Source organism: Pseudomonas meliae, from assembly GCF_001400515.1.
Taxonomy (GTDB): Bacteria; Pseudomonadota; Gammaproteobacteria; order Pseudomonadales; family Pseudomonadaceae; genus Aquipseudomonas; species Aquipseudomonas amygdali.
In genome coordinates, this window is the sequence record NZ_LJQT01000180.1 from 1 (window position 1) to 25,247 (window position 25,247).

General features: G+C 58.6%; 16 protein-coding genes and 3 pseudogenes. 1 reads left to right on the forward strand and 18 read right to left on the reverse strand.

Going from position 1 to position 25,247, the window contains the following annotated elements:
* Positions 1 to 188 precede the first annotated feature (188 nt).
* The 18 genes and pseudogenes from tssA to ALO64_RS08130 form a co-directional block, all read right to left on the reverse strand.
* Positions 189 to 1,286, reverse strand: coding sequence for a type VI secretion system protein TssA (tssA, locus tag ALO64_RS08055; RefSeq protein ID WP_044343881.1), 1,098 nt, complete (start codon positions 1,284 to 1,286; stop codon positions 189 to 191).
* A gap of 92 nt (positions 1,287 to 1,378) precedes the next feature.
* Positions 1,379 to 1,897, reverse strand: a complete 519-nt coding sequence (locus ALO64_RS08060; protein ID WP_002551414.1) for an Hcp family type VI secretion system effector — start codon at positions 1,895 to 1,897, stop codon at positions 1,379 to 1,381.
* A gap of 155 nt (positions 1,898 to 2,052) precedes the next feature.
* Complete coding sequence (gene tssM, locus ALO64_RS08065; RefSeq protein ID WP_044343880.1) at positions 2,053 to 4,545, reverse strand: type VI secretion system membrane subunit TssM; 2,493 nt, start codon at positions 4,543 to 4,545, stop codon at positions 2,053 to 2,055.
* On the reverse strand, positions 4,542 to 5,465 hold the full coding sequence (tagF, locus tag ALO64_RS08070; RefSeq protein WP_044343879.1) for a type VI secretion system-associated protein TagF: 924 nt from the start codon (positions 5,463 to 5,465) through the stop codon (positions 4,542 to 4,544). Before tagF ends, tssM begins: the two co-directional genes overlap by 4 nt.
* Positions 5,466 to 5,496: 31 nt before the next feature.
* Positions 5,497 to 9,424 (reverse strand): annotated as a pseudogene (locus tag ALO64_RS08075) (type VI secretion protein IcmF/TssM N-terminal domain-containing protein).
* Between the two features lie 30 nt (positions 9,425 to 9,454).
* Positions 9,455 to 10,168: a type IVB secretion system protein IcmH/DotU gene (gene icmH, locus ALO64_RS08080; protein ID WP_002551418.1), complete on the reverse strand. Its 714-nt coding sequence runs from the start codon at positions 10,166 to 10,168 to the stop codon at positions 9,455 to 9,457.
* The gene (gene tssK, locus ALO64_RS08085) at positions 10,165 to 11,508 is read right to left on the reverse strand and encodes a type VI secretion system baseplate subunit TssK (protein ID WP_044343878.1); all 1,344 of its coding nucleotides are present in this window, start codon (positions 11,506 to 11,508) and stop codon (positions 10,165 to 10,167) included. The genes icmH and tssK overlap by 4 nt, the downstream gene beginning before the upstream one ends.
* Entirely contained in the window at positions 11,505 to 12,260 is a 756-nt protein-coding gene (gene tssJ, locus ALO64_RS08090; RefSeq protein WP_080395662.1) for a type VI secretion system lipoprotein TssJ, read from the reverse strand. The genes tssK and tssJ overlap by 4 nt, the downstream gene beginning before the upstream one ends.
* A 25-nt stretch (positions 12,261 to 12,285) precedes the next feature.
* Positions 12,286 to 14,907, reverse strand: coding sequence for a type VI secretion system ATPase TssH (tssH, locus tag ALO64_RS08095; protein WP_054991688.1), 2,622 nt, complete (start codon positions 14,905 to 14,907; stop codon positions 12,286 to 12,288).
* Complete coding sequence (tssG, locus tag ALO64_RS08100; protein ID WP_044343875.1) at positions 14,904 to 15,974, reverse strand: type VI secretion system baseplate subunit TssG; 1,071 nt, start codon at positions 15,972 to 15,974, stop codon at positions 14,904 to 14,906. The genes tssH and tssG overlap by 4 nt, the downstream gene beginning before the upstream one ends.
* A complete protein-coding gene (gene tssF, locus ALO64_RS08105) occupies positions 15,938 to 17,770 on the reverse strand; it encodes a type VI secretion system baseplate subunit TssF (RefSeq protein WP_044324050.1) in 1,833 nt (610 codons plus the stop codon). Before tssF ends, tssG begins: the two co-directional genes overlap by 37 nt.
* Positions 17,770 to 18,252 carry a type VI secretion system baseplate subunit TssE gene (gene tssE / locus ALO64_RS08110; protein WP_003420335.1) on the reverse strand — a complete coding sequence of 161 codons (483 nt, stop codon included), beginning with the start codon at positions 18,250 to 18,252 and terminating at the stop codon, positions 17,770 to 17,772. The genes tssF and tssE overlap by 1 nt, the downstream gene beginning before the upstream one ends.
* A gap of 25 nt (positions 18,253 to 18,277) precedes the next feature.
* Positions 18,278 to 19,779: pseudogene (gene tssC, locus ALO64_RS08115) on the reverse strand (type VI secretion system contractile sheath large subunit).
* Between the two features lie 14 nt (positions 19,780 to 19,793).
* Entirely contained in the window at positions 19,794 to 20,327 is a 534-nt protein-coding gene (gene tssB / locus ALO64_RS08120) for a type VI secretion system contractile sheath small subunit (RefSeq protein WP_044343874.1), read from the reverse strand.
* 68 nt (positions 20,328 to 20,395) lie between these two features.
* Positions 20,396 to 21,145, reverse strand: a complete 750-nt coding sequence (locus tag ALO64_RS08125) for a hypothetical protein (RefSeq protein WP_002551426.1) — start codon at positions 21,143 to 21,145, stop codon at positions 20,396 to 20,398.
* A 484-nt stretch (positions 21,146 to 21,629) separates the two neighbouring features.
* On the reverse strand, positions 21,630 to 21,809 hold the full coding sequence (locus ALO64_RS25030; RefSeq protein WP_152623895.1) for a hypothetical protein: 180 nt from the start codon (positions 21,807 to 21,809) through the stop codon (positions 21,630 to 21,632).
* Between the two features lie 24 nt (positions 21,810 to 21,833).
* Entirely contained in the window at positions 21,834 to 22,145 is a 312-nt protein-coding gene (locus tag ALO64_RS25510) for a hypothetical protein (RefSeq protein WP_162232064.1), read from the reverse strand.
* 165 nt (positions 22,146 to 22,310) lie between these two features.
* Entirely contained in the window at positions 22,311 to 23,132 is an 822-nt protein-coding gene (locus tag ALO64_RS08130; protein ID WP_044343873.1) for a hypothetical protein, read from the reverse strand.
* A 175-nt stretch (positions 23,133 to 23,307) separates the two neighbouring features.
* On the opposite strand from ALO64_RS08130, the pseudogene ALO64_RS08135 reads away from it, so the two are divergent.
* Positions 23,308 to 25,236 (forward strand): annotated as a pseudogene (locus ALO64_RS08135) (RecQ family ATP-dependent DNA helicase).
* Positions 25,237 to 25,247: the final 11 nt, after the last annotated feature.

Consider the following 25,247-nt stretch of genomic DNA (forward strand, 5'->3'; position numbering starts at 1 on the left):
TGCTCGGAGCTTCCCTAATCCCTGATGTGTGTGAATCCTGTGAATGGTCGTTCCCTGTTGCAGTGCTGGGTACGACACAAAATACGGGTAAATCATGGGCACGTCAGTCGTACAGACAGACTCGCCTCGTGGTGCATTTCCCGACGGTCTGTACGCACCTTCATACAGACCGATCCACCAGATCGCCCTTACTGCTTAGGCTCTTTCGTACCCAGCACATCGCGAATGCTGTCCACGACGTTGCTGTCCTTGATGACGTCGTTCAGCCAGCCTTCCAGCGGCATGTTGCCCCACTTGATGGCGCGCTCGATGAGGTACGGGACGGGGCTTTGCGGTTCGGTGTTTTTGAAGAACTGTGCAATGCCGGCGAGCATGGTGAAGGCTTCGTCGCGAGTGGCCGGGGTGGTGCGCAGTGGTGCGGATGCGCTGTCCTGGGTGGTCTGGGTCATCGCGGCACCTGCGGGTTGGTCGATGGCGATTTCGGGTGCGGTCTGAGCGGCGGCTGCCGGGGCAGGGCTCAGTTCTATTCCTCGGTCCTTGAGCAGCTTTTCGGTCAGTTGCCCGGCGCGTTGCAGGATGTCGCTCAGGGTGACGAGGCTGGGCGCGTCGCGGCCGAACAGGGTGTCGGCAGTGGCCTGGAGCTGCTGGCAGGCATACAGGCTGGCAGCGATTTCGCTGGCCTTGAGGCGCAGGTGGTCCGAGTCGGTCAGTACCACGGAGCGCTGGAAGATTTCGGCGTTGATCTTGCCTTCGTCAACAGCAGCCTGCATGGCCTTGGGGTTTTGCAGCGCGAGGTTTTCCACGTGGCGCGACTCGTCGTAGTGCAACAGACCGAAGTTCTGCCCCTGGGTGATTGGCAGCCCGCCGACGACTTCGGTCAGCGTGGTTTTCAGCCAGGCCAGGCGGGCGGCACGTTCTTCTACGCCGTCTTCCAGCGACGGGTACAGATCGTCCCAGAAATTTTGCAGGATCCGCTCGGCCACGGTCAGGCCGAAGGTAATGCCGACAAAGTGGTATTTGTGCGCCAGGGCTTCACTGAGCCAGGCGACGAGCATCAGGTCCTTGCTTTGTTCAGCAAGGTCCTGTGCGGCCAACGTGATGGTCTGATCCCAGTCCGAGGACTTCAGATCGGTTTGCCAGTCACCTTGGGTGAGGTAATCGGGGTCTGCTCGACGAGCTTCCTTGACCTGATCGAACAGGGTGGAAAAGCTCAGGTCTTCGCCGCTGCCCCCGTTGATGGGCGCCGTCAGATCGGCAAGCGAAAGGTCGTTGAGAAATTCAGACATAGTCAACTCTGATCAGAGGATAAAAGAACACCGTGCCTGGGCAGACACGGTGCTGAAGACGGGCCGCTTGCGCGACCCGAGGTGTCACAGACTTATGCGAATACTTTGTTCGCAGTGCGGTCCCAGCCGCCAGTGACGTTACCGCCACCCTGGCCATCGGAACGGCTCTGTTGGGTGTAGGTAGTCTTGATGCGAGCGAAGTTGAAGCTGATTTCTTCAATCGGCAGATCGCTGACGGCGTTGTCTTCGCCTTTCTGGTTGCCGCCTGCTACAGCCTTCACGGAAGACACAACGACTTCTTCCAGGTTGATGGTCAGGTAGGTCAGCTTGTCGCCGCCAGCACGGTTGACGTTCAGCTGGATCTTGGCGATGTGAGTGCCTTTGCAGCACGCTTCGAACAGCTTGGCAGAAGCCTTGTCCACAGATTTGCGGATGCTGAAGTCGCTCAGTGCAACGCGCTCGGACGAAGCACCGCCCGACGAGCTGGCGGTGGCGGAGGTGGCCTGGGTAGCGCCGAACTCGTAGCCGAGCACTTCGATCCAGTCTTTGTGCTTGTCGTCCAGAACTTCGCCCGGGATGCCGTCGATTTGGATGTATGCGTCAAATGCCATTTTCTGCGTCTCCTTTCTTCATTTAAGGTTGTGGTGTCTAAAGACAGAACACGACCCCTTTGATTAACCTTCTTGAAACGATCAAGAAAGGTTCTCTTGCCACGGCCCTGGTCTCATGTGGACAACCCGGGCTTCGGTTTGCTTGCACTGCGCGATCAATTGAGCGCGCGCACTTCGATCTCTACGCGTCGATTCGGCTCAAGGCACTGAATCAACTGAGCCCTCGGCTGCTGCATATCGCATTTGACCAAGGGTTTCTCGCTGCCTTCGCCGACCGCGTCCACCAGCTCGGCGGGCACGCCCTTGCCGACCAGATACGTCTTGATGGTCTGTGCACGCTGCCTGGACACCTGCATGTTGCTTTGCGGGTCGCCCAGCTGGTCGGCGTGACCTGCAATCACGATCTTGCCGATGTTCGGTGTGCTCAACAGCTTGCCGGCGATCGCACTCAACTGGTTTTGACCTTCGGTTTTCAGGCTCTGGAAGTCGGCACGACCAAAGGCAAACAGGGTGTCCGATTCCAGCGTGATGGTTTCGATAGCCTTCAACGACTGCGTCAACAGGCTGTTGATGTAATTACGCGAACTGGATGTCAGGAATGCGTTGTCGAGAATTCTCGGCACGTCCAGTTCGTGAATCTGATCGCTGTAGAAGTTGATCTGGCGGCTGGCGTACTCGTAATCCTGATTGGAGCCTGCCTCGGCGTTCGCAGTGATGGTCTTGCCGGTCTGGCGCGCGATGGCCGGGTACCAGTAATCAGGCATCTTCGCTTTCAGGAAGGCCGGGTCAGCCTTCTCGCGCTGCGCTCGCGACAACATGACGTAAGTATCCAGCGTCGCCTTGCCGAAGGCCGCGATGGACTGCGCGCGGTTATCCGGCGGCAGTGCCTTGAGTTCGACGCTGTCGACGCCGGTGACCGGCATCAGGTCTTTGGCATTGCGCTGGTAGACCTTGATAGTGGTCAGCAGGTAAAGCGAGCGCGTCAGGTTGTCTGCGGTCGGCTTGAGCATCACCGTTTCCAGACGGTTGAAGTAGCGCGTGCGCAGCAACGGCTCGACGTCATAGCCCCGGTAAAGACCCAGGCGCAAGCGCAGTGGTACGCCTTCGTCGTGATGACGATCGTAGTAAAGCGAGGTCCAGAAGCGCATGCGATCCAGCGTTTGCCACTCGGTGTACTGACCGGTGGCTTTGCTGTCATCGGTTGCAGCCTGGGCGAGTTCGGTGGAAATGGACTGGATGTTGTCCTTGTTGTTCCAATACGACCAGCCCCACAGGCTGCAGATCAACAGGGCAACAAGACTGGCTCCGCCAATCCACGCAGCCTTGCGGCGACGCTCGCGATGGTTGGTGGTGTACAGCGCCACCAGATGCTGATCGGGAATGATCACCTTGCGGAACAGGCTGTTGATGAACAGCGGATGCGGCTGCGCATTGCCGTCGACCAGGTCCTGCTCGCTTTCCAGCTGGAAGCGCTCGGTCACCTGACGGGTGTGTCCGCCCATTTCGGGCTGGTCGGCGTCCAGTGCGCTGGTGAAGTAGAAACCGCGCAGCATCTCGGCGCTCTGATACGGGTTGGCGCGCAGCAGGGCATCGACGAACATCAGCAGGCGCGGTTTCAAGGCTTCCAGTTCCAGCGGGAAGCGATACACCGCGGTGTCCTGACGCGTGATCTGGATGTCTTGAAGCACCAGCTGTTGGTTGGCGATCTCTTTCCAGTAATTGATCAGCTCGTCCATCGCCACACCGAAGCGCTGGCCCCAGTCAGCTTGCTCGAAGCCCTTGTGCGGGAAGGTCTTGCCCATCACTTCGCCACGCGCCACATCATCCAGCTGGCGGTAGAAGGGCACAAAGCCCGGTACCAGGTCACACTTGGTGAACACCAGATACACCGGCAGACGCACTTCCAGCAGCGCGTGGGTTTCCTGGATTCGCTCGCGCAGACGTTTGGCGATGCGCTCCTGATCCTCCACCGAGGATTGCAGAATGTCATGAATGCTGACCGTGACAATCAGGCCGTTTAGCGGTCTGCGCTGGCGATGCTGACGCAGCAATTGCAGAAAGGCGCGCCATTTGCCGGCTTCCTGCTGATCATTCATGTAGCGGCCAGCGGTATCCAGCAGCACGGCTTCCGAGCTGAAGAACCAGTCGCAATTGCGCGTGCCGCCCAGCCCGGCGACGCGTGCGCCTTCGCGTTCTGCGTAGGGAAAGTTGAGGCCCGACTGATAGAGCATGGTGCTTTTGCCCGCTGCGGGCTGACCCACCACCAGATACCAGGGCAGGGCGTAAAGCGCGTCCTTGGCGTTGCTGCCGTTCGGCTTGTTGCTCTGCAACCGTTCGATGCTTTGCAGCAAGCGCTCACGCAGCAGGCTGACCTCTTCGCGATCCGCCGGGCTGGCATTGAGCACGGCCTGATCGGCGTCATCGCGCAGCAGACCCTCCAGGTTCTGATGCTGTGATACGCCCCGATACAGCAACAGCACATACGCCGCCGACAGCAGCAGGAACAGGCCTATCCCCGTCAGCAGGCTGTTCATCGAACTGAAGCCCAGGGCACGGCCGATGCTCCAGATGATGAAGATCGACAGAAAAAAGCAGACCCCGAGAACATAGGGCTGGTAGCGCAAAAAGTAGTATTTGATCTTGTTCATACGGACTTCAAATCCAGCACATCGACAAAGCGGTCGATAACGTCATAAAGAGGGCGGTCAATGTCTGGAAACACATGGCCTCGGTGGTGTTCGTCGAACGCGTCAAAGGGTGCCAGCACGTCATAGTTCTCCGAATGCTCGCCCACGCCCGTCACCACGCGGTACACGCCTTGGGTGTTGCGCGACGGGAAGCAGAACAGTCGGGGGCGCATGAAGTCGTCCGCCAGAATGCTGATTTGCGGCACTGCCTTGTTCGGGTCAATGCGTGTCAGCCAATTGACCCACAGATCTGCTGTCGGGTTCTTCAAGCCTCGCTCGGCAGGCAGTGGCAGCGAAATACCGATCGGTGCCCTGTACGACGGGCGACCCAGCGCTTGCAGCCGGGTGAGCACGGCATTGCTGATGAACTCGGGGTATGAGCTCTCCAGCGAAGTCGCAATGTCACGCAGGGTGAAGTTCACCAGAAACTTCTCATGCACACGCCGGAACAGTTCGAAGTCCTGTCCTTGCAGCGGGCGCAAGGCCCTGATGCGTTCGAACAGCACTGAGGTGCCTTCGCCCTGTGCGGCCATGTGCAGCAGCGGTTTGATCTGCCCGGCGAACAGTTCGCTCAGGGTAAACGGGTTCACGAACACACCGGCGTCGCTGGACTTCACCGTTTGAAAGATGAAGAACGGATAACGCCGTGCACTCGAGTCCCGCGAACTGATCAAACCGCCCACCAGCCAGTTGCCGCTGCGCGCCCGATAGCTGAAAAAACACACGGGCAACTGGTCGAACAACGTGCGCCAATCGTCGCGCTGCTGCATGTCGGCGAGTGCGCCTTGCAGCCAGGCATCGAACTCGCAGACCTCGTCGCTGGCGCCATGCAGGCTGACGAAATCTGCGCTCGCAGGCACTTTTCCGAAGCAGCCAATCATCGACCGCCCTCCAGGTCGAGCATGTGCATCCTCACTTGGTCCGCCCATCTGTTGCGTTAAGCGCGCTCAGCGCCTTGACGTTGGCCAGGTCGGTCAGCTTCACGCCACCATAGTTGCGCACCACCAGACTGACCGGCCCCTTGGCCGTGTTCCAGCTGAAACGCTGCTGAATGCCGTCCAGGTCGGCGACCCGTGCGCTGTCGTTCATGCGCAGCAGTCCCCAGCGCCCGGTGTAGTCGAACACGGTGATGCGCTCGCCGGTCAGCGTGACCACATCCAGGCGTGCGCCCGGTGCTGTCGTGGTGCCCGGCCATGAGAAGCGGCTCCAGCTGGTTTTGCCGTTGCGGTAATGCTGCTCCTGGCCATCCAGCGTGAAGATGATGTCAGTGAAGTAGGCCGACGGCTCCAGCATGATCTCGAAACCATTGTCGCGATCCGAGAGGCTGGCGATGACCTCGCCCAACGAACTGACCTTGTCGATGTTGCTGACCATTTTCGGATTGACCAGCGGCGCAGTCTTGGACCCGCTGCCCATACCCAGGCCTTCGCCATCGGACAGGTTGCCGATTTCGTTGCGCTTGAAGTTCGGTAGCAGGCCGGATTCCGGGTCGACGAAGCGTTGCAGGTCTTTCACCGATGCCTCGTTGCGGCTGTCCGCAGCAATCGGGTAACGATGCGCCATGACCTGTTCCCAAGGTTTGGCGACCTGTTTGGCCCAGGCTTTGGCGATCTGTTCGCCGGCCGGATCGCGCAGCGTTTCCCAGGCGAACTGGATCGGCAGGCTGAACAGGCTTTGCAGCGAGGTGGAAAGCCCGCCCTGACTGGTATCGACCGTGGTTTCAACGTAGTTACGCACGTTGGTGACTTCGCTCGGCTGCCCTTCAAGGGTTTCGCTGATCAACTGCTTGCTGCTCTTGCCGACATCCTGCGAGCGCTGGATGTTGTTCATCCGTACTTTGAGTTTACGCAGCGCTGCCAGGTAGCGATCCATGATGGTGCTGTCAGCGCCCTCGGCATTCTGCGCTGCGAAAACCCTTGATACAGGTTCGAAGCGTTTGGCCAGACTGCCGTCATCCACGGCAGGCAATGGCGAGATCAGTACGCTGGCCGCAGCTTCCTTGTTGTCGAAGATACCGCTGACCTTGCCCCAGAAGCCATCGTCGCGTTTGACTCCGGTCTGTTGCGCTTCGCGAGGCGCAGGCACGTCCCATTGCGTGTTGTCGTTGACGGCAGACAGCAGACAGCAGCAGTTTGACCGGCGAATTGCGTACGTCGCTGAGCAATGACAACTGCTGCGTGGCGTTGGCCATGTCGCTGAAGCGGCGCACACCGACGCTGTCGATCATGGTGTACCAGACCTGCGTGTAGTCGCGCTTGTAACGAACCATGAATTCACGAACGAAGTTGGCTTTCTGCACCACGCTGTCGCCGCCTTCGCCATCCAGAACCCAATCCGACTCGTTACGCAGGTTGCCGGACACCAGCTTGATCAGCTCGGGTTTCACGAACTCTTCCCAGCCCTGACGGGTGAAAATCGCAGGTACAGCCTCCGAACCGTAGAGCAACTGGCGACCCGGCATAGGTACCAGATCATTCAGGCCGATTGCCGGGAACTGACGGCTGGATTCCAGTTGCAGGCGCAGGTATTCACGGTCCACCAGCGAGCTGGAGATCATGAAAAACTTCAGGCTCTTGCGGGTCTCGTCGATCAGTTGCTCATTGCGTGGCATGGCCGGCGCGTCACCATTCTTGAGCAACTGTACGTAGACCGGCGAGTTGTCCTCGATGACGTCGTCGCTGATCGGATTGGTCTCGCTGGAAATGCCCGCCCAGGCCACCGGCAACGCTGCGTTGACGAACTCGGTTTCCGGATGCGTGGTCGGCTGAGTCAGAATCAGATAGAGCTTGAGGGCGTTGTATGACTCGATGATGGACGCCACCTGCCGTTCATCGAGTCGCCCGAGCATCTCTTCCGACAACGACAAGCCGCCTGTTGTGGCTGATAGCTCGGCAGCATCGTTGGCAGTGGCCGGGTTGCGTAGCGCGGCAATCGCTTCGCTGCGCGTCTGGCCGGCTGTGCCTCTTGCTGCGCCGGTCAGTCGATTGGCAACCTCGCCGGTGCTGCGCGGGATGCTGCTCAGGCTGGTCGGACGGCCCACAGCGACGTTGCGCGCGCCGCGGTCCAGCAGTTTCTGACCTTGAGCGCGTACCTTGCCCGTTTTGGTTTCCGACCCTGCGGGTGTAGCCCCGAAGCCATATTGCGGGTCCATGGTTTTGGCGAACTCGTTGAATTCACGCATCTGCAATTGCAGTTTCAGCGTGATCGGTTCCAGCGCCTGGGTACGCAGTTGCTGCAGGTAGGCAGTCTGGGTGGCGAAGTAGATATCGTCGCCACGGTACAGGCCGCCACTGAGCTGAAGAGGCACGCCCTTGGTGCGGTATTTCTCGATGGCAGCCAGCTGGTTGCGCAGCAATTCCAGGCCTTGGCCGGAGGCGAGGCGCTGGGCACGGTCCGGGGACTGTTCCAGTTCGGTCAACTGTTGGCTGATCGCGGCCAGCCACTCGCGGTTTTTCTGGAACGACAGGGCCTGCCAGCCGATGAAGGCCAGCCCGGCGAACAGCGCCAGAGCGATGACAATCGGCCCCAGTGATTTGTCGCGGCCATGACGTGACTGGTATAGGGTCAGGTCACGGTCAGGGAAAATGACGCGGCGGAAGGTATCGGTGATGAAGTAACTGCGATCACTGATTTTCCGTTGTTCGTCCTCTTCCAGCGCATCGGGTGCGGTCGCTGGCCGCAAGACGAACGACTCTGAAAGCTCGTCTTCATACACCGGTGTCAGCTGCTTGTCGGTTTGCAGGGCACTGGTGAAATACAGGCCGCGCAGCAACAACTGGGTACCGTTGACGTTACTGCGCGCGAAATGCTGCAGGAACTGTTCGAGTATCGCCGACAGCTCGGCAAAGTAGTTGGGGAAGTTGAGCAGGGCGCTGTTGGCGTAGGCACCCAGTGCGATCATCTGTGCATCGACGTGGCGACTGACATGCGCTTGCAGGTTCGCCAGTTTGCGATCGAGCACCGAACGCAGGCTTTCTGTGGTGATCTCTGTCAGACCGAACGTCATGCCCAGCGGCTGCTGGCGCTCATGCAGGTCCATACCGTCGAAAGCCTGGTTGAAGCCGGGCAGTTGGTCGGTCTTGGTCAGCATCAGATAAATAGGCGGGTTGGCGTCCAGGCAATCGGTATATTCCTCGATGCGCGTTACCAGGCGCGCACCCATCTCGTTGCGCTCGGCGGCAGAGGCGGCCAATAGCTCTGGCAGGCTGACCACCAGCACCAGACCATTGACGGCGGCCTTGCTGCGCTGCTTTTTGAGCATACGCAGGAACGCAGCGAATTCGCTGGCAGACTGATCGTCACGCAGGTAGCGACCCGCGGTGTCGATCATCACTGCTTCAGGGCTGAAGTACCAGTCGCAATGCTGGGTGCCGCTTTCCGTGTCATTGGCGCTACTGGCAATGCTGGCCGACAGGCCGGAGCGGGTCAGCAAGGAGGTCTTGCCTGCCGCCGACATGCCGATGACCAGATACCAGGGCAGATCGTAGAGCGCCGAGGAGCCGCCACCGCCTGCCGAGCGATCGGTGCGCAGCATGGCAATGGCATGCTTGAGGCGGTCGCGCAGCACTTGCTGATCACGGAACTCACCGGTGGACTTCAGCGAGCGGTCAACTTCGATCTGAACCAGATTTTCGAGGTTGTGTTCGGTACGAATCCGTCGGTATTGGCGCAGTACGATCAACAGCAGATAGAAGGCGCTGATGATCGCCATCGCTTCGAGCGTATAGCCTTGCAGCCAACTGATCCTGGGGGAGAAAAACCAGCAGACAGCCAGGCTGATCAGCCACAGTATCGGGACCAGGAACCAGAAACTTTTTAACAGGCGCAGTAATGTCTTCATGTCTTCCTGACTCGGTTACCTGATCGGGACTCAAGCATTGAACAGTTGGCTGATTTGTTCGGCCAATGCGGCCACGTCTTTGCCCAGCAACCAGTCAAGCGTCAGATAGACACCCAGGCACACGAGGGCGATGAGCACCAGGTAAAGCCATACCGGAACTTCATGGCGAAGCATCTGCGACACTTGGTCAGGCAATGCCCAGTCAGGCGACAGCGCCTTTGGCGTCTTGCGGTAGCGTGCGATGTCCTGGCCCAGCGTGTTGGCCAGATAGCGCAATTGGTCTTTCTGGCCGAGGCCGAACTTGCCTTCGAAACCCAGCGCCAGGCACAGGTGGTACACCTCAAGCACATCCAGGTTCTTTTTCACGTCGGCGCGCAGCAGTTCGATTTTCTCGAAGAAGCCTTCGCCCGCCAGGTGAACGCCGAAATAACGGAACTGCAATGGCTCCATTTCGAAGTGGCGACGCATATCGTTGTCGCCCGAACGCAGCACGCTCTCATCAAGGAATGCGCACAGTGCGTACTGCGCGTCTTTTACCTGTTCGACGCTGTAATTGGCGCTGCGCGCCTGACGCTCCAGGTTGGCGAAGAAAGTATCGACGCTGGCTTCGAACGCCGTGACCGAGATCGCTTGGCGGCCGCGACGGACAATCAGCGCCATGGTGATGAAGTCACGTACCAGGTCTTTGAGCGTAGGTTTTTCGGTTGCGGCCGCAGCGGCACCTTGCATCACGGCTTCAGTCATTTAAGCACCGCCAACAGTTCAAGCTTGAGATTGGTAAACGCGCTGGGCGCGTAGAAGGAAATGGCTTGGGCTTCCATCATGCGTTCGTACACCCGGCCATGTGGCTCGATGGAGAAGTAATGGTTGTCCAGGCGCACCGGAATGGCGTTTGGCAGGCGTGTCGAGTGGTTCAGGGTGACGCCCGGCATGGCGCTGTTGACGACCACCTCGATGTCTTCCGGCGAGCCGACCTTGAACGCACGCGGCACCAGTTCCAGCAGGCTGGAGCCGGGCATGTCGGCATGCACTGAAATATAGAAATCCGCTTCGGTAAGGCGTGGGTCGAGCAATTGGCCCTGCCAGTACGAAGGCCGGACCTGGCTCAGATTGATGACGGTGCACTGGTTCGGAATCACGTTCTCAAGCAGCAGACGAACCAGTTCGTCGAGCTTCACCAGCGAGGCTGCCGGGTTCTGATGATCGTAATCGGGGATGTCAGTGAGCTGGGTGTCCAGCGAGAACGTCAGCAAACCGCCCGCCAGTTCCGCGAGAAACAGATACAGCCGCTCTGGATGCAGGCGTGGGTGCGCCAGCAGGTGGGCCAGTTGCGGGTAGGCGCGGTTGACCGTATTCAGCAGCCAGAACAACGTAACGTCGCTGGAACCGAACTCGGCGATCTGGTCGGCACGCTCGCGGCGGCGGCCTGAAAGTGCCTTGCTCTTGGCTTGCAGCACGCTGATCAGGCGTCTGCCAAGGCCAACCAGCGTCTCGTGGGTGCCCACGTGCAACGTAGGGTGCACAAAATGCGCGTCAAGGTTGAAACCGCCGATGCTATTGCGTGCCAGTCGGGCAATCGGGCAATAACTGTAGCCATCCAGAGTGTCGCCATCGACCAGCATCACGACGTTCAGACGCAGGCTGGTGATCTCGTTTTCCAGATCGCCTTCGTTGAGGTCAGGCAGGGTGTCGAACTGTTTGCGAAAGCGCCGGGCGCTCTTCTGTTCCTGGCCATCTTCAACGTAGTTCAGGCCAAAGGGCTCGGGCAGCTTGAGCGCCGCATAGACCTTGATTTCTCCACCCTTGATCAGATTTTTCAGGTCGCGGGCGGCGGGCAGCGGGTCGTGCTGCGGCGCGTCGTAAAGGCTGCCGTCAGGGAACACCAGCTTCAGGCGCTTCAGTTGCAACGAGCCTGTGGCCAATGCCTCGACGTCGACTTCCAGCGTTTGCACGCCCCAATGGAAAGGCGTGGAACGCAGTGTCGACTCAGCAAGCTGATGCTGGTGAAACTCATCCTGATATTGGAAATGTTGTGGCAAAAGGAACATGCCTTCCGACCACATCACGCGGCTTTGTTTACTCATTTGGCGCCTTCCAACAGAGAATTGAATTGTGAGTCCGCTGCCTTTTTCGCAGCACTGCCGGCCGAGTCCTGAACCTGCTGGACAGCGGCGTCCTGCACACGCTCGGTAATACCTTTGCCGGCGGGTTGTTCGGGCATCGAATTGGATTTAGTGAACTGCTCTTCAGTCTTGAGCCTGTTCAGCACATCCACGCCACGAACGGCGAGGATGTAGTTGTTGTCCACCAGCACGCGCACACCGTCGGACGAGAACCAGATACCGTCCTTGCGCAGCGTGTTGGCGTCGAACGCGACCTTCCAGCGGCTGTCGACGTCGGTGCGGAAGAACGCCGCGATGCCCACATACAAGGCATTCGGGTTCAGCGGCCATTGATCGGTCTCGCCTATGCCAGGCAACAGAATCAGCTCTCTGCTTTCGACCAGTGTGTTGCCCAGAGCCTTTTGCGGATCATCCCAGAGGGTGTCGGCGTTGATCGACTCGAAGCGCTCCAGAGAGGACAGTTGATAAACGCGCACCACCACCGAGAGCGGTTTGCCGTACTCGTCAGGGTTGAGCTGATTACCGCCGTCAGTCGTCAGGATGACCTTTTCGTTGTCACCAAACATCATGTCGCCAGCCCAGGTGTCATCCATGCGCTTGGCGACACGGTCCGTCACGCCACAGGCGGACAGAGCCAGCATCATTGCCAGAACAGCCAGGCACCTTGCCAAGGCTGGCTTCGAGGAACAATTGCCTTGAAGTCTTTTATTCATCACGTCTTACCTATGGGGTGATCGATCAGGTCAGTGTGTAAGCGAAGTCGCCATCGCTGCCCAGATCGATGGTCAGGCTCTGAATCGGCTTGTCCTGCGCCATCCGCTCCAGCACTCGCTGGGCGAGTTCCGGCATGAGGGTCTTGGACAGGATGTTGTCGATGTTGCGTGCGCCGCTGTCGACTTCCGTGCAACGCGAAGCGATGGCCTTGATCAGCGCTTCGTCGTAACGCAGTACCGCCTGGTGATTGCGCTCGAAACGCTTGCGGATGCGCTCCAGTTTCAGGCCGACGATGCGTTCCAGAATCGCGTCTTGAACTGGGTAGTACGGCACGATGGTCAAGCGACCGAGGAACGCCGGTTTGAACACCTGATTCAGCTCGTCGCGCAGGCCTTCCACGATGTCATCGGGGGTCGGCTTCTGCTCGGTGTTCAGGCACCACTGCATGATGCGATCAGTACCGGTGTTGGAGGTGAGAATGATCACGGTATTGCGGAAGTTGATCTCGCGACCTTCGCCATCGTCCAGCACGCCTTTGTCAAAGACCTGGAAAAACAGCTCGAGCACGTCCGGGTGGGCTTTCTCCACCTCGTCGAGCAGCACCACGCTGTAAGGCTTGCGGCGCACGGCTTCGGTCAGCACGCCACCTTCGCCATAACCGACGTAGCCCGGCGGGGAACCTTTGAGGCTGGAGACTGTGTGGGCTTCCTGGTATTCGGACATGTTGATGGTGATGACGTTACGCTCGCCGCCATACAGTGTGTCAGCCAGCGCCAGCGCAGTTTCGGTCTTGCCGACACCGCTCGGGCCGAGCAGCAGGAACACACCGATCGGCTTGTTCGGGTCTTCCATGCGCGCGCGGGAAATCTTGATGCGCTTGCCGATCTCTTCAAGCGCATGATCCTGCCCCAGTACGCGTTCACCCAACAGCGCTGGCAGACTTTGTACGGTATCGATCTCGTCGCGCAGCATCTTGCCCAGCGGGATACCGGTCCAGCCGGAAATCACTTCACCGATGGTGCCGCCGTCCACCAGCGCGTGGACCAGCGGTTGCTCGCCCTGCACACTGGCCAGTTCGGCACGCACTGCAGCGATCTGCTCAGCATCAGGCGCGCCGTCTTCCGGAACGCTGAGTGCGCCAAGCTTTTCGACCAGTTCCAGCTCGCGCTTCCACTGTTGCTCCAGCGACTCGCGGGTTTCCTGTTCGGCTTTCAGCTCTTCGTGCAGGGCCGTCAAACGGCGAGCGTGGTCGCTGCCCTTGGCGGTTTCCTGCTCCAGCACGGTGATTTCTGCATTCAGGTTGTCGATGTGGCGCTTGCAGTCTTCCAGCGCGCCTGGCTGTGCCGATTGGCCCAGCGCGACGCGTGCGCAAGCGGTGTCGAGCACGCTGACGGCTTTGTCCGGCAGTTGGCGGCCGGTGATGTAGCGATTGGAAAGACGTACGGCCTGCACCAGCGCTTCGTCCATCACGGTGACCTTGTGATGCTCCTGCATCTTCGCCAGCAGCCCACGAAGCATGTGGATGGCCTTGTCTTCGTCAGGCTCTTCGACTTTCACGACCTGGAAACGACGAGCCAATGCGGCGTCTTTTTCGAAATACTTTTTGTATTCTGCCCATGTGGTGGCGGCGATGGTGCGCAGCTCGCCACGCGCCAAGGCAGGCTTGAGCAGGTTCGCTGCGTCGTTCTGCCCGGCCTGGCCACCCGAGCCGATCAGCGTGTGGGCTTCGTCGATGAACAGAATGATCGGGTGCAGGCTGCGCTTGGTTTCTTCGATGACCGACTTGAGGCGGTTTTCGAACTCGCCTTTGACCCCTGCACCTGCCTGCAACAGGCCCAGATCCAGGGTGTGAATGGCGACGCCCTTGAGCACCGAAGGCACGTCGCCCTGCACGATGCGCAGCGCCAGACCTTCAACCACGGCTGTTTTACCCACACCCGCTTCACCAGTCAGGATCGGGTTGTTCTGACGGCGGCGGGTCAGGATGTCGACCATCTGCCGCACTTCGAACTCGCGTCCCAGTACCGGATCGATACGACCATCGCGGGCGCTCTGGGTCAGGTTGACGGTGTACTGGTCCAGGGCAGGGGTCTTGCCGTTGCCCTTGGTGGTTGCGCCCGTGCTTGCGTCGGCGTTGGCCAGAGGCTTGCTCAGTTTGGTCTCCGGGCTGCCTTCGACCAGCGCGCTCATATTCAGGCGCAGGTCGTCAGCGTTGATTTTCTCCAGTTCCGGCGCCGAACCGATGACCACGCGGCGCAGGGCATCGTCATCCAGCAAGGCCTGAATCAGGTGGCCGGTGCGGATCTGCGACTGACCGAATTCGATCGACGCCAGTACCCAGGCCTGCTCGATCATGCGCGTGATGTGCGGCGAGAGCGCAGGCGTCCGTGTGTTGCCTTTCTTGAATGTCCCCAGCGCGGTGACCAACTGTGCTTGCAGGCGATCAGGCACTACGTCGTAGTGGCGCAGGATCACCGGCAGGTCGTTATCGTTGAAGTCGAGCAATTGCAGCAGCAAGTGNNTATGCAGCAGCAAGTGCTCGACTTCAACGTCGTAGTGGTTCTCCGACAGGCACAGCGCAGCAGCGCTTTCAGTGGCAGTGCGGCTCGTTTCGTTCAGCTTGGCGAACAGGGACTTCAGGTTCACAGGGAGACCCCATCAAAAGGAATATGGAAAACAGCGCAACGGGAGGGCTCCACGTCGACACCGGGGCGTTTGAGCCAGCCAAGCCAGCCCAGCGATACATTGCCTTGGCGGCCCAGGCGGGCCACGGGTACAGCTTCGCGCTTGAGCTTCGGCGCAATCTGGAAGTCCAGTTCGGCGCCGATGTAAAAACGCACCAGCTCAACAAGCTTCTGGTAATCCTCGGTGCCCGGCTGAAAGCGCTGGTAGTCAGCCAGTTCCAGAGGCCCCAGTTCGATACGTACGCACGACTGGTAATCCCAGACGCGATTGCCAGCCACGGCGCTCTGCCCTAGCACGGCGTTCTTGCGGCCCAACTGCGTGCACTGGCTGCTGTCGAGCTTCAGCCAGCGCCCGGCGAACTGCTGGATCTTGAACGGCAGCGAGAAATAAAAACTCAGCATGACTTCAAGGTTCAGGGCGTTGCGCGGCTTCTGGGCGAACATCCCCGAGAAGTAGCTAAACAGTTCGCGGCGCAATGGCGACTCGCCCTTGTCGAACTTTTGCTTCAACGCTTCGGGGCCGAAACCCACCAGGTTGAGCAAATAACGATCAAAGTTCGACGTGCCGTTACGCTCGTACTCGATGTAAAACTTGTACTTCTGCCAGGCCTCGTAAAACAGCGTGGTCATGCGATGCGAAAAAATATCCAGAAACGCATGCGCAGCGTCGTCTCGGTACTGAATATGCCTATCGATGAGCAGCTCGGTGTACGGGCGCGGCAGCACGCCTGATGGGCCGACCAGGCCCATGAACGTGACCTGCACCTCGGACAGCGGCAAACCGGCCGCCGAGAGCTTGCCTTCGCGTTCGAACTGCAGGTCGCTGACTTCACTGGCCGGAAAGTTCAGCGACAGCTGCGAACGAAAGCGCAGAGGGTCCTCATGCGGCCTGGTTTCCAGGTCCATGCGCCCATTCCTGCTGTAATCCAGGCGAAGCAAACGCACCAACTGAAAAAATTCGAATCGGTGCGGCTCAGCCCTTGCCTGGTCAATCAGACCAGGGGTTGATCGCCTGTTCGCGGGGGCCATTGGACCACTCTCTTTTCGCGCTGCACGGTGCGAAGGGTTAATTGGGTAAAGCTGTTCATCGAGCAGTACTGACCAAAGAAGTGGTCCAGCACCATGCCGAACAGGAACACGCCGCTGCCGGTGTACTGGCTTTCATCGAATTTCAGCGTGATGCCGACGCCGCGTACAAAGTTGGGGCGCGGATGCCCGATGCGCGCCACAACCGGTTCGCTGGTCACCGATACGATCCCGTTGATCTGTTTGCGAATCGCCGACACGTTGCGGTAGTTGTAAAGCGACAGCAGTTCCAGCAGCACTTCGCGACCCTTCGAAACCAGCGACATGTGGTTCAGCGACAGGTGCGAGATGAGCCGCCAGATCACGCCGTTGCCCAGCGGCACGCGCACCGTCGCCGTCGGTTTGCGCAGGCAGCGGATATCCTTGATCACCGAATTGGAGGGAATGTTGAAGTCCCCGCGCTCGCCGCCAAAAGGCAGCATCAGTGGTAAATCGCGATTGCTGCACGTCAGGCGGATACTGAGTGTGTCGTTGTTGGAATCAATCAGTTCCAGATCCCGATCCACGACGCGGATGAACATGTTCGAGCCATCGCTTTGTCGGCTCTGCGTCGGACGTCGCCGGGCGATCCAGAAGCTCTGACCGGGGCCTTGATCACCGCGTGGTTCAAAGAACGGATGGCAGGTGCCGACCTGATCGTTGCCGTTGATCTTCTTCACCCGCCGCACGCGATCGATCGAGACCACTTCGGCAGAGCTTTGCAGGCGCACATCCGGCGTTACCGCATATTCATGCTGAACGTGAGTCAGCTTGATCGGCTCGGCCTGCTGGCGGAACAGGTTGATGATGGGCGTGCAGTTGAGCTTGAAATTGTTACGGCCGATGTTCTGGGTCAGGCGTGCCAGACGATCCGTCAGGTCGTAATCGGAAAAGTAGAAATTGATTTCCACTTTGGCGATCTCTTTGCCAGCCAGAATACGGGCAAAGCCTGACAGGTCGAAGAACATGAACTTGTCAGGGAAGGTGAAGTATTCGTGCAGCAGTCGATAACCCAGAAACGAACGCTCCGAGTAATCCACCAGCCCTTCATCCAGACCATAACCGACAGACTTCAGGGCGTCGGCGGGCAGCACCACTTCACGAATGCGCCCTTCGTCTTCGAACGACAGGGTCGCTTTGGCCAGGTTGTTGAACAGCAGCTCATACAGTTGATGCATCAGCGTGCTTTCGCCATCAAGGAAAAAGCGCAGTCGGTCCAGTTCCATCTTGCCGAACAGGACGTCGGAGGTCGCACCCAGGCCGATGCGCAAGCGCGCAATCAGGTCTGCACTGTGGCCGTTGAACGCCGAACGCTCCATTTCAATGAACGAAGCACTTTGCACTGCCACTGGCCACAGTTCGACCGGGTAGCACGTACGAAACTTGCACACTATTCCGTCTATCGGTGTGGCATGCAGCTCGGTGTGCCGGGCTACGCGATAGGATTCGGTGACCTTTTCCTGCTTGCCCATATTGAACTCGACGATGGACATCGAAGGGGTAGGGCGCAGGTAGTGCGGGTACAGCACCTCCAGAAACGACTCGACGATTTCAGGAAACTCATCGTCGAGTTTCTTGTGTACGCGCGCCGACAGGAACGAGAACGCCTCGATAAGGCGCTCGGTGTGCGGGTCTTCGCAGTTGTCGCCCTCAATCAGTAATCGCGAAGCGATCTTCGGATATTGAGCGGCAAATTCCTGGCCCAGAAAGCGCAGGTGCGAGAGTTCCTTCTCGTAATAGGGCAGCAGATCGTCGAGCATCAGTTGAGGTTCTGCACTTTGTATTCCTGAGTGTTGACCTGCAGCACGGCGTCAAAGGAAACCTGACGCGAAATGTCCTGCAGACGCAGTACTGCGTCCACACGAAAAGTCAGCATGCGCTGGCCGGTCTGTTGTGCAAGCAACTGGACTTTCACGCTGCGGAAACGTCGGTCACCGACAGAAATTGCCTTCTCCAGCTGGCGCTGAATCAAAAGACGGTCCTGTGGGTCGAGCACGCTTCTACTGGTGAAGTCGGGCATACCGTAATCGAGGATGGTGCCGCTCAGATTGGCGAAACCCTCCAGCTCGTTAGCGACCAGAGACTGGCGAGTGTTCACCAGAATCTCCAGGTCACGAACGATGCTGGCCTTGTAATCGGCCAGCGAACTCAACCGTTGCGATGACGATTCCACGGACTGATGCGGACGATCGTCGAGCAACCGATCCAGCAATGAAGGCAACAGCTTGTGTTGACTACTCATGTTGCCTCCCTGGCTAAGTGATGGATCAGCCGCGAGTCGATTGCGGCAATTCGGCGACCAGACGCAACGATGCGGTCAGTTCATCCAGTTGGTAATGCGGACGCAGGTAAGTCACGGCCTTGTAGACACCAGGCTTGCCAGGCACTTCAAACACTTCGGCACGCGCTTCGCGCACGGGAACTTGGCCTTGGCTTCCTGACTGGCGGTGTCATCCAGCAACACGTAGCTGGACAGCCACTTGTTGAGGAACAACTCGACATCCTTGCGCGATGCGAAACTGCCGATCTTGTCGCGCATGATCGCTTTCATGTAGTGAGCGATACGCGAGGTCGCGAAGATGTATTGCAGTTGCGCCGAAAGACGAGCGTTGGCGTTGGCAATGTCGGTGTTGTACTGCTTCTGCTTCTGGGTCGACTGAGTGCCGAAGAATGCGGCGTAGTCGGTGCCTTTGCAGTGCACCAGAGGAATGAACCCCAGGTCCGACAGCTCTTTTTCGCGACGGTCGGTGATGGCAATTTCAGTCGGGCATTTCAGCGCGATTTCGCCGTCATCGGTCTTGAAGGTGTGGGTCGGCAGGCCTTCGACCAGACCGCCGCCTTCCACGCCGCGGATCGCCACACACCAGCCGTAGCGGGAGAATGCATCGGTCACGCGAGTGCCCAGTGCGTAGGCAGCGTTCATCCACAGGTATTTGTTGTGGTCACGGCCATCGACGCTTTCGACGAAGTTGAATTCTTCGACGGGCGTGGTATCCGGGCCATATGGCAGGCGACCCAGCAAGTGCGGCAGGGTCTGGCCGACATAGCGGGAGTCTTCAGAGGCGCGGAACGACTTCCATTTGGCGTATTCGACGGTATCGAAGATTTTCGCCAGATCGCGAGGGCCGGCCATGTCGGTGAACGAGTCCCAGCCGAACAACTCAGCCGATGCCGCGGAAATGAACGGCGCGTGGGCGGCGGCTGCAACGTGGGAGATCTCCTCGAGCAGGTACATGTCTTCCGGGCTGCGGTTGAACTCGTAGTCCCCCAGCAACATACCGAACGGTGCACCACCGAAGGTGCCGTACTCTTCTTCGTAGATCTTCTTGAACAGTGCGCTCTGGTCGAATTCGAACGAGGCCTTGAGGTCACGCACGAGGTCTTTTTTCGACGCATTGAGCAGGTGAATCTTCAGCGTGGTGCTGGTCTCGGTCTGGTCAACCTGATATTTCAGGCCGCGCCAGGACGCTTCCAGTTGCTGGAATTCACGGGCGTGCATGATTTCGTTCATCTGCTCGGAGAGCATCGAATCGATCTCGGCGATGCGCGCGTCGAGCACGGCAATCAGGTCCTTGCTTGGCGTCATCTCGCCTTCCAGCACTTGGGCCACGAGTTCGCCGATCAGATCGCGGGTACGTGTGCGCTCGGTCTCTGAGCGCGCAACGCGGCTTTCGGAAATGATGCTGTCGAGCAGGGAGGATTGCGGGGCGAAGTTTTCAACTTCAACCAGAGCGCTGTCCTGCTGAGTCACGGGTTGCTTATCGGTCATCGTCAGGCTCCTCCTTACTCTTTGCTGTCGGTGGCAGGAACGGCGGCTTCACGGCCGAACTCCTTGCCCAGGGTTTTCAGCTTTTCAGTGTTCTGCAACACGTCCATCAGCAGTTCTTCAAGCTTGTCGTTGCCACCCATCTTGTTACGCAGGTCAGCCAGCTTGTTGCGCACTTCCAGCAGCTTGCGCAGCGGCTCGACCTGACGCACGACGTTCTGCGGCTCGAAGTCTTCCAGCGCATTGAAGTTCAATTCGACGCCAAGCTGAGTACCGTTCTTGGCCAGGGTGTTGTCGACGCGATACGCCAGGCGCGGCTTGATGCCTTTAAGGGCGCCGTTGAAGTTGTCGCGATCGATGAAGATGAACTTGCGATCCTTGAGCTTGGGCAGCGGCTCCAGGGGGTTGCCGGAGAAATCGCCGAGAACGCCTACAACGAATGGCAGCTCTTTCTTTTCCTGAGCGTCGCCGATATCAACGTCGTAAGTGATATGGACCCGAGGCGCGCGAACGCGGTCAAGTTTGTGCTGGGTACTTTCCTTCTTCGCCATCGTCATCTCCTGTGCGAGCAACTCGCTGCAAGTCGTTTGCGTACCGGGCCTGGACAGGCCGGGCGCGATTAGAGTCCTTCAATCGTCAGCAAAAGGCGCTGACGGATTTCATCGTTCATTTCCAGAATATTTTCGTGCCCGACCAACTCTTCAAAGCTTGTATTGCCTGCGATCTGCGTGCTGTTGCGAATGACCGACTCATCCGGCAGCTCGGAGCGCACCGGTGAGCTGATCACGCAGAACGGCAGATCGCCGAAGTCTTTCAAGCGCTCGAAACTGACCGGGAAGCGCAACCCTTCGAACAGGCGGCTCATGCCCGGTGACTTGCTCAGGCAATAGAACAGGACCAGATAATGCACAACGTAGCGATACAGCTCGGCGCTACTGCGATTAGGGTCCTTGATTACCTTGCGAAACTGCGCCAGATCGAAGGAGTTGAAGCCCACCACCCAGCGCACCGGGCTGGTGATGCGTATGGTCTGCCCGCTTTGTGACAGCACCATGTCGTATTCGAGCGGGAACAGCTCGGGCGTCGTACTGATCAGGTTCAGCGGCACTTCCAGTTCATTGACCAGCTTGAACGGCTCTGCCGATGCAATGCGGTCATAGAGCTCTTTAAGCTCCTTGAAATGGTGCTGAGTTTCTCGACCGCTGCTGCGTTGCGCGCCCTGCAGGTATTCACCGAAGAATGTCTGCGGGCGTATCAGCAGCGCGAGGGTCGACAGATAGTCGGACGCCTGCACCTTGAGCGCGTCGGAAATAGCGCGCGTCTGCTTGCGCAGCTTGATCAATGCTTCTATATCGAACGTCTGAGTCATCGGTACATCGTCCTTGAACCCTTCACGACCGCTTCCCGGATCAGACCGGGGACGGGGAAGAGTTGCGAATTTCTCGACTGCACACCTGCTCATGAAGTGGTTTTGCCATGTGCGTAAAGCAAAACGCACCGCCACTATGAGGAAGGATTTGGTGCTGGCATATAGATGTCGTCTAGCCAGCAGTGTGGTCTATGGCACTATTTTCAGTAGGAAAGTTCCTACAGACGGTGGATATTTTCTCGGTTTTGTTACAGTAAGCAATGATTGCTATGAGCCACTACTGGTTAATATTACAGCAGTAATATAGCCGTAAGCCTTGATTTATAAGGGCTTTGGAGCTTTATCTGGATCCGATTTCGAACGCAATTAAGCTTAAAAAGATGAACTTATTTGCCCGCTGTTTGCGTCTTCAAGACGATAAAATCACGATGCCGTCTTGTGAGCGGATATTTCTCGGATGAGGGATGATGGCACCACGAGTGGTTCAGGTGGCAACAGGAGAGTGAGTGAAACGCACACCGATTCTTGCCGAGCGCAAGGAGGAAGGTGCTTGCTGATAAACGTCCCCGGATTTTCTTGCAGCAAACAAAAAAAACGCCGAAGCGGGTTTTTCCAAGACCATCCCGACTTCCTGTCGGACGCCTCCCAGGCGATGGTCGATCATCCTTGATCCTGGTGAACTCCCTGTTCACCACTTGATGGATCCAATCTTATGCGCCGCGTGCAGGTTCGGAAATAGCCAAGTTCCCCCGCCGCGTGTAAGCCTTTCGCTATACCTCACGTGTTCATGCTCGAACAGCGGGGTGAGGGGCAGGAATTCTGGCGTCAGGAAAGATTTTGCATCTGCAGGTTCGCCGACAGCAAAAATCGCCGGCAATAAAAAACCCGCCGAAGCGGGTTTGTACCAAGACCATTCCAACTCCCTGTCGGCTGCCTTCCCGGCGATGGTCGATCGTCCCTGATCCTGGCGAACTCCTTGTTCGCCAGTTGTTGGATCCAATCTTACGGCGCTGGTAGCAGGTGAAAAATAGCCAACCTTCCCTATTGCGTGTAAGCCTTTGGCTATACCTGTGTAAGGTTTTGTATGTGGATGGCCGTGAACGTACGCATCAAAAAAACCGGTTTTAGCGGCGAAACAGTTGCTCCAGAGGGGTTCAATGTGTTGCTAAGGCGAGAAAGTCGCCGCCACTTCACAATAACGCTGCTCGGCATTTTTACTGTCCTCGTCGCGATTTCGGGCAGCACGTTTGGTCCACTCCCGGCATTCCTCCTTGAAGTTGACCTGCGCAGCCTTGCGACACTCGCGCCGTTCGAATGAGCGAACGGCGAAGTTTTTGCAGACGCTGTCGCCGTCGATGCTGTTGCCGTAAACCCGCCACTGCGCCCGATAGCGGTTTCTGCCGTCCCATTCACGGATGGAGGCCGTCGCGACGCTGTAGGGCCGGGCCGAGCGATTGGGGTTGCGAGCAGCGTTGGCTTTGAAGTCAGCCATGTAGTCTGCGGACACCATGCCTTTCGCCGGTTCTGCCTGAGCGGGTCGAGGAACCTGGCCAAAGCGACAGTTCAATACGCTCTCATCGATGACATTGCCGCTTTTCATGCAGTTATCCAGCGGCTGCACGGCGGCTGGCTGTTCCCGGGTTGCGGCGACAGGTAACAGGTCAGGCGCACGGATCGACGGCGCGGGTGCGGGGCTTGCCACCATTGTCGGTTCGCTGTCGATCATGGTGGTCTCTGGTTCAGGTGCAGGTCGCTCGACAGGTGGTGCCAGTGCCACCTTTGGGCTTCGCGCATGAGACACGACCAGCCCGGCCAGGCAACCCGCAACGATAAGGCCTGCCAGCCATAGCCAGTAGGGCCGCGACTTGCCCGGTCGAGCGCTAAGTTTACGGCTTGGATGCGCGCCCAGAACGACATCGACCTGGCCCGGCACAAGGCGCTGAATGCGGATGATCCCGTCGTCTTCGGGTTGCTGTGTGGAATCCATTCCTGCTCCAAATCAAGCGGTATGAAGGTGAGCGCCGCGCCTGCTGACGCAGCAGGCATGAAATCTCAACGCTATCGGCCACGCGCCGTGTTTCTGTAACGCTTTGGTGGTGTATGCATTTGGCCTGTCGCGCTAAGGTTGGGACCGTTTTGTTTGACTGATGGATGAGCCGCGAATGCACCAGCGTCTTGAGCAGGTTTTTGGTTACACGCAGTTCCGGCCAGGCCAGGAGGCAGCGATCAGCGCCGTGCTGGCCGGACGCTCGGCTGCGGCAATTTTCCCGACGGGCTCAGGCAAGTCGCTATGTTACCAATTGCCTGCGCTACTGCTGCCCAATTTGACGCTGGTGGTCTCGCCGTTGCTGGCGCTGATCCAGGATCAGCTTGCCTTTTTGCACCGCCACGGCATTGCGGCGGCAAGTATTGATTCGGCGCAAAGCCGCGATGACGTCGCCGACGTCATGGCACGCGCACGCTCCGGAGAGCTGAAGATCCTGATGATCTCGGTCGAGCGCCTCAAGAACGAACGTTTCCGCAACTTCATCGCCCAGGTGCCGATTTCCTTGCTGGTGGTCGACGAGGCGCACTGTATTTCGGAGTGGGGGCATAACTTCCGGCCTGATTATCTGAAGCTGCCGGACTACCAGCGCGAATTCAACATCCCTCAGGCACTGCTGCTGACCGCGACCGCGACACCGCAGGTCATTACCGACATGCAGGACAAATTCGCCATTGCCCCCGAGGATGTCATCACCACCGGCTTCTACCGCGCCAACCTGCACCTGTGGGTCAAGCCGGTCAGCGGGCGTGACAAAAGGCGGCTGCTGGTCGAGTGGCTCAATGAGCGGCGCGGCCAACCGACAATCGTTTACGTGACGCTGCAAAAGACCGCCGAGCATGTCGCGGTGCACCTTGAGCAGAATGGTCTACCCGCCAGTGCTTACCATGCCGGGCTGCTTAATGATCAGCGCGAGTCTATTCAGAAGCAGTTCATGGGCGGCCATTTGAACTGCATCGTGGCGACCATCGCGTTTGGAATGGGTATCGACAAAAGCGACATCCGTAATGTGGTGCATTTCGACCTGCCCAAATCCATCGAGAACTACAGCCAGGAAATCGGCCGGGCAGGGCGCGATGGTGGTGCCTCGGATTGTCTGGTGCTGGCCAACCGCGACAGCCTCAATGTGCTGGAAAATTTTGTGTATGGCGACACGCCGGAGCGCGAGGGGATTGCCCGTGTGCTGGAGGATTTGCTCGATGCACGCCATGACGGGCAGTGGGAGTTTCTGCTCGGGCCGCTGGCTGATCTCAGCAATATCCGTCAGCTACCGTTGAAGACCCTGCTGGTGCAGCTGGAACTGCGCGGGATCATCGCACCGCGCTACGCTTACTTCGCCGAGTACCGCTTCAAGTTTCTGCTTCAGCCGCACGACCTGATGGCGCGTTTCGAGGGTGAGCGGCGCGAATTCGTTCAAGCGTTGATCGATACGTCCAGCCGGGCGCGTACCTGGGCCACGGTCAACTTCGACGCGATGTAGCAGCAATACGGTGCCGAGCGTGGGCGGGTGGTCAAGGCGCTGGATTACTTTCAGGAAAAGGGCTGGATCGAGCTGGAAAGCAAGCAGATGACCGAGGTCTACAGCGTGTTGCGCAGTGACTTTGACCCGCAGGCGCTGAGCGTCGAGCTGCACGATTATTTCGCCCACCACGAGGCCACTGAAGTTGCGCGCATTCATGCAATGCTTGAGGTGTTCTCCAGTGATCAGTGCCTGACTCATCGGTTGGCACGCTACTTCGGCGATTACAACGCGCCCGAGCAATGCGGCCATTGCTCGGTCTGCCACGGCCAGATCGCCCATCTTCCACAGCCACCTGCGCTGGAACCTCTGGATAACCGGGACTTTCAGCAGGTGTGCGGTGATTTTATCCACAAGCACCAGGACTTCACTGGCCAGCCACCCAGCGCCGAATGCCTGACGCGCTTTCTGTGCGGCATCAGCGTGCCCTTGTTCACCAGGCTCAAGGCTCGCGCCACCAGCGGTTTTGCCTTGCTGGAGGATTATCCGTATGCGCAGGTGAGGGCATGGGTGCAGGCGATGCTCTAAAACAAAACCGG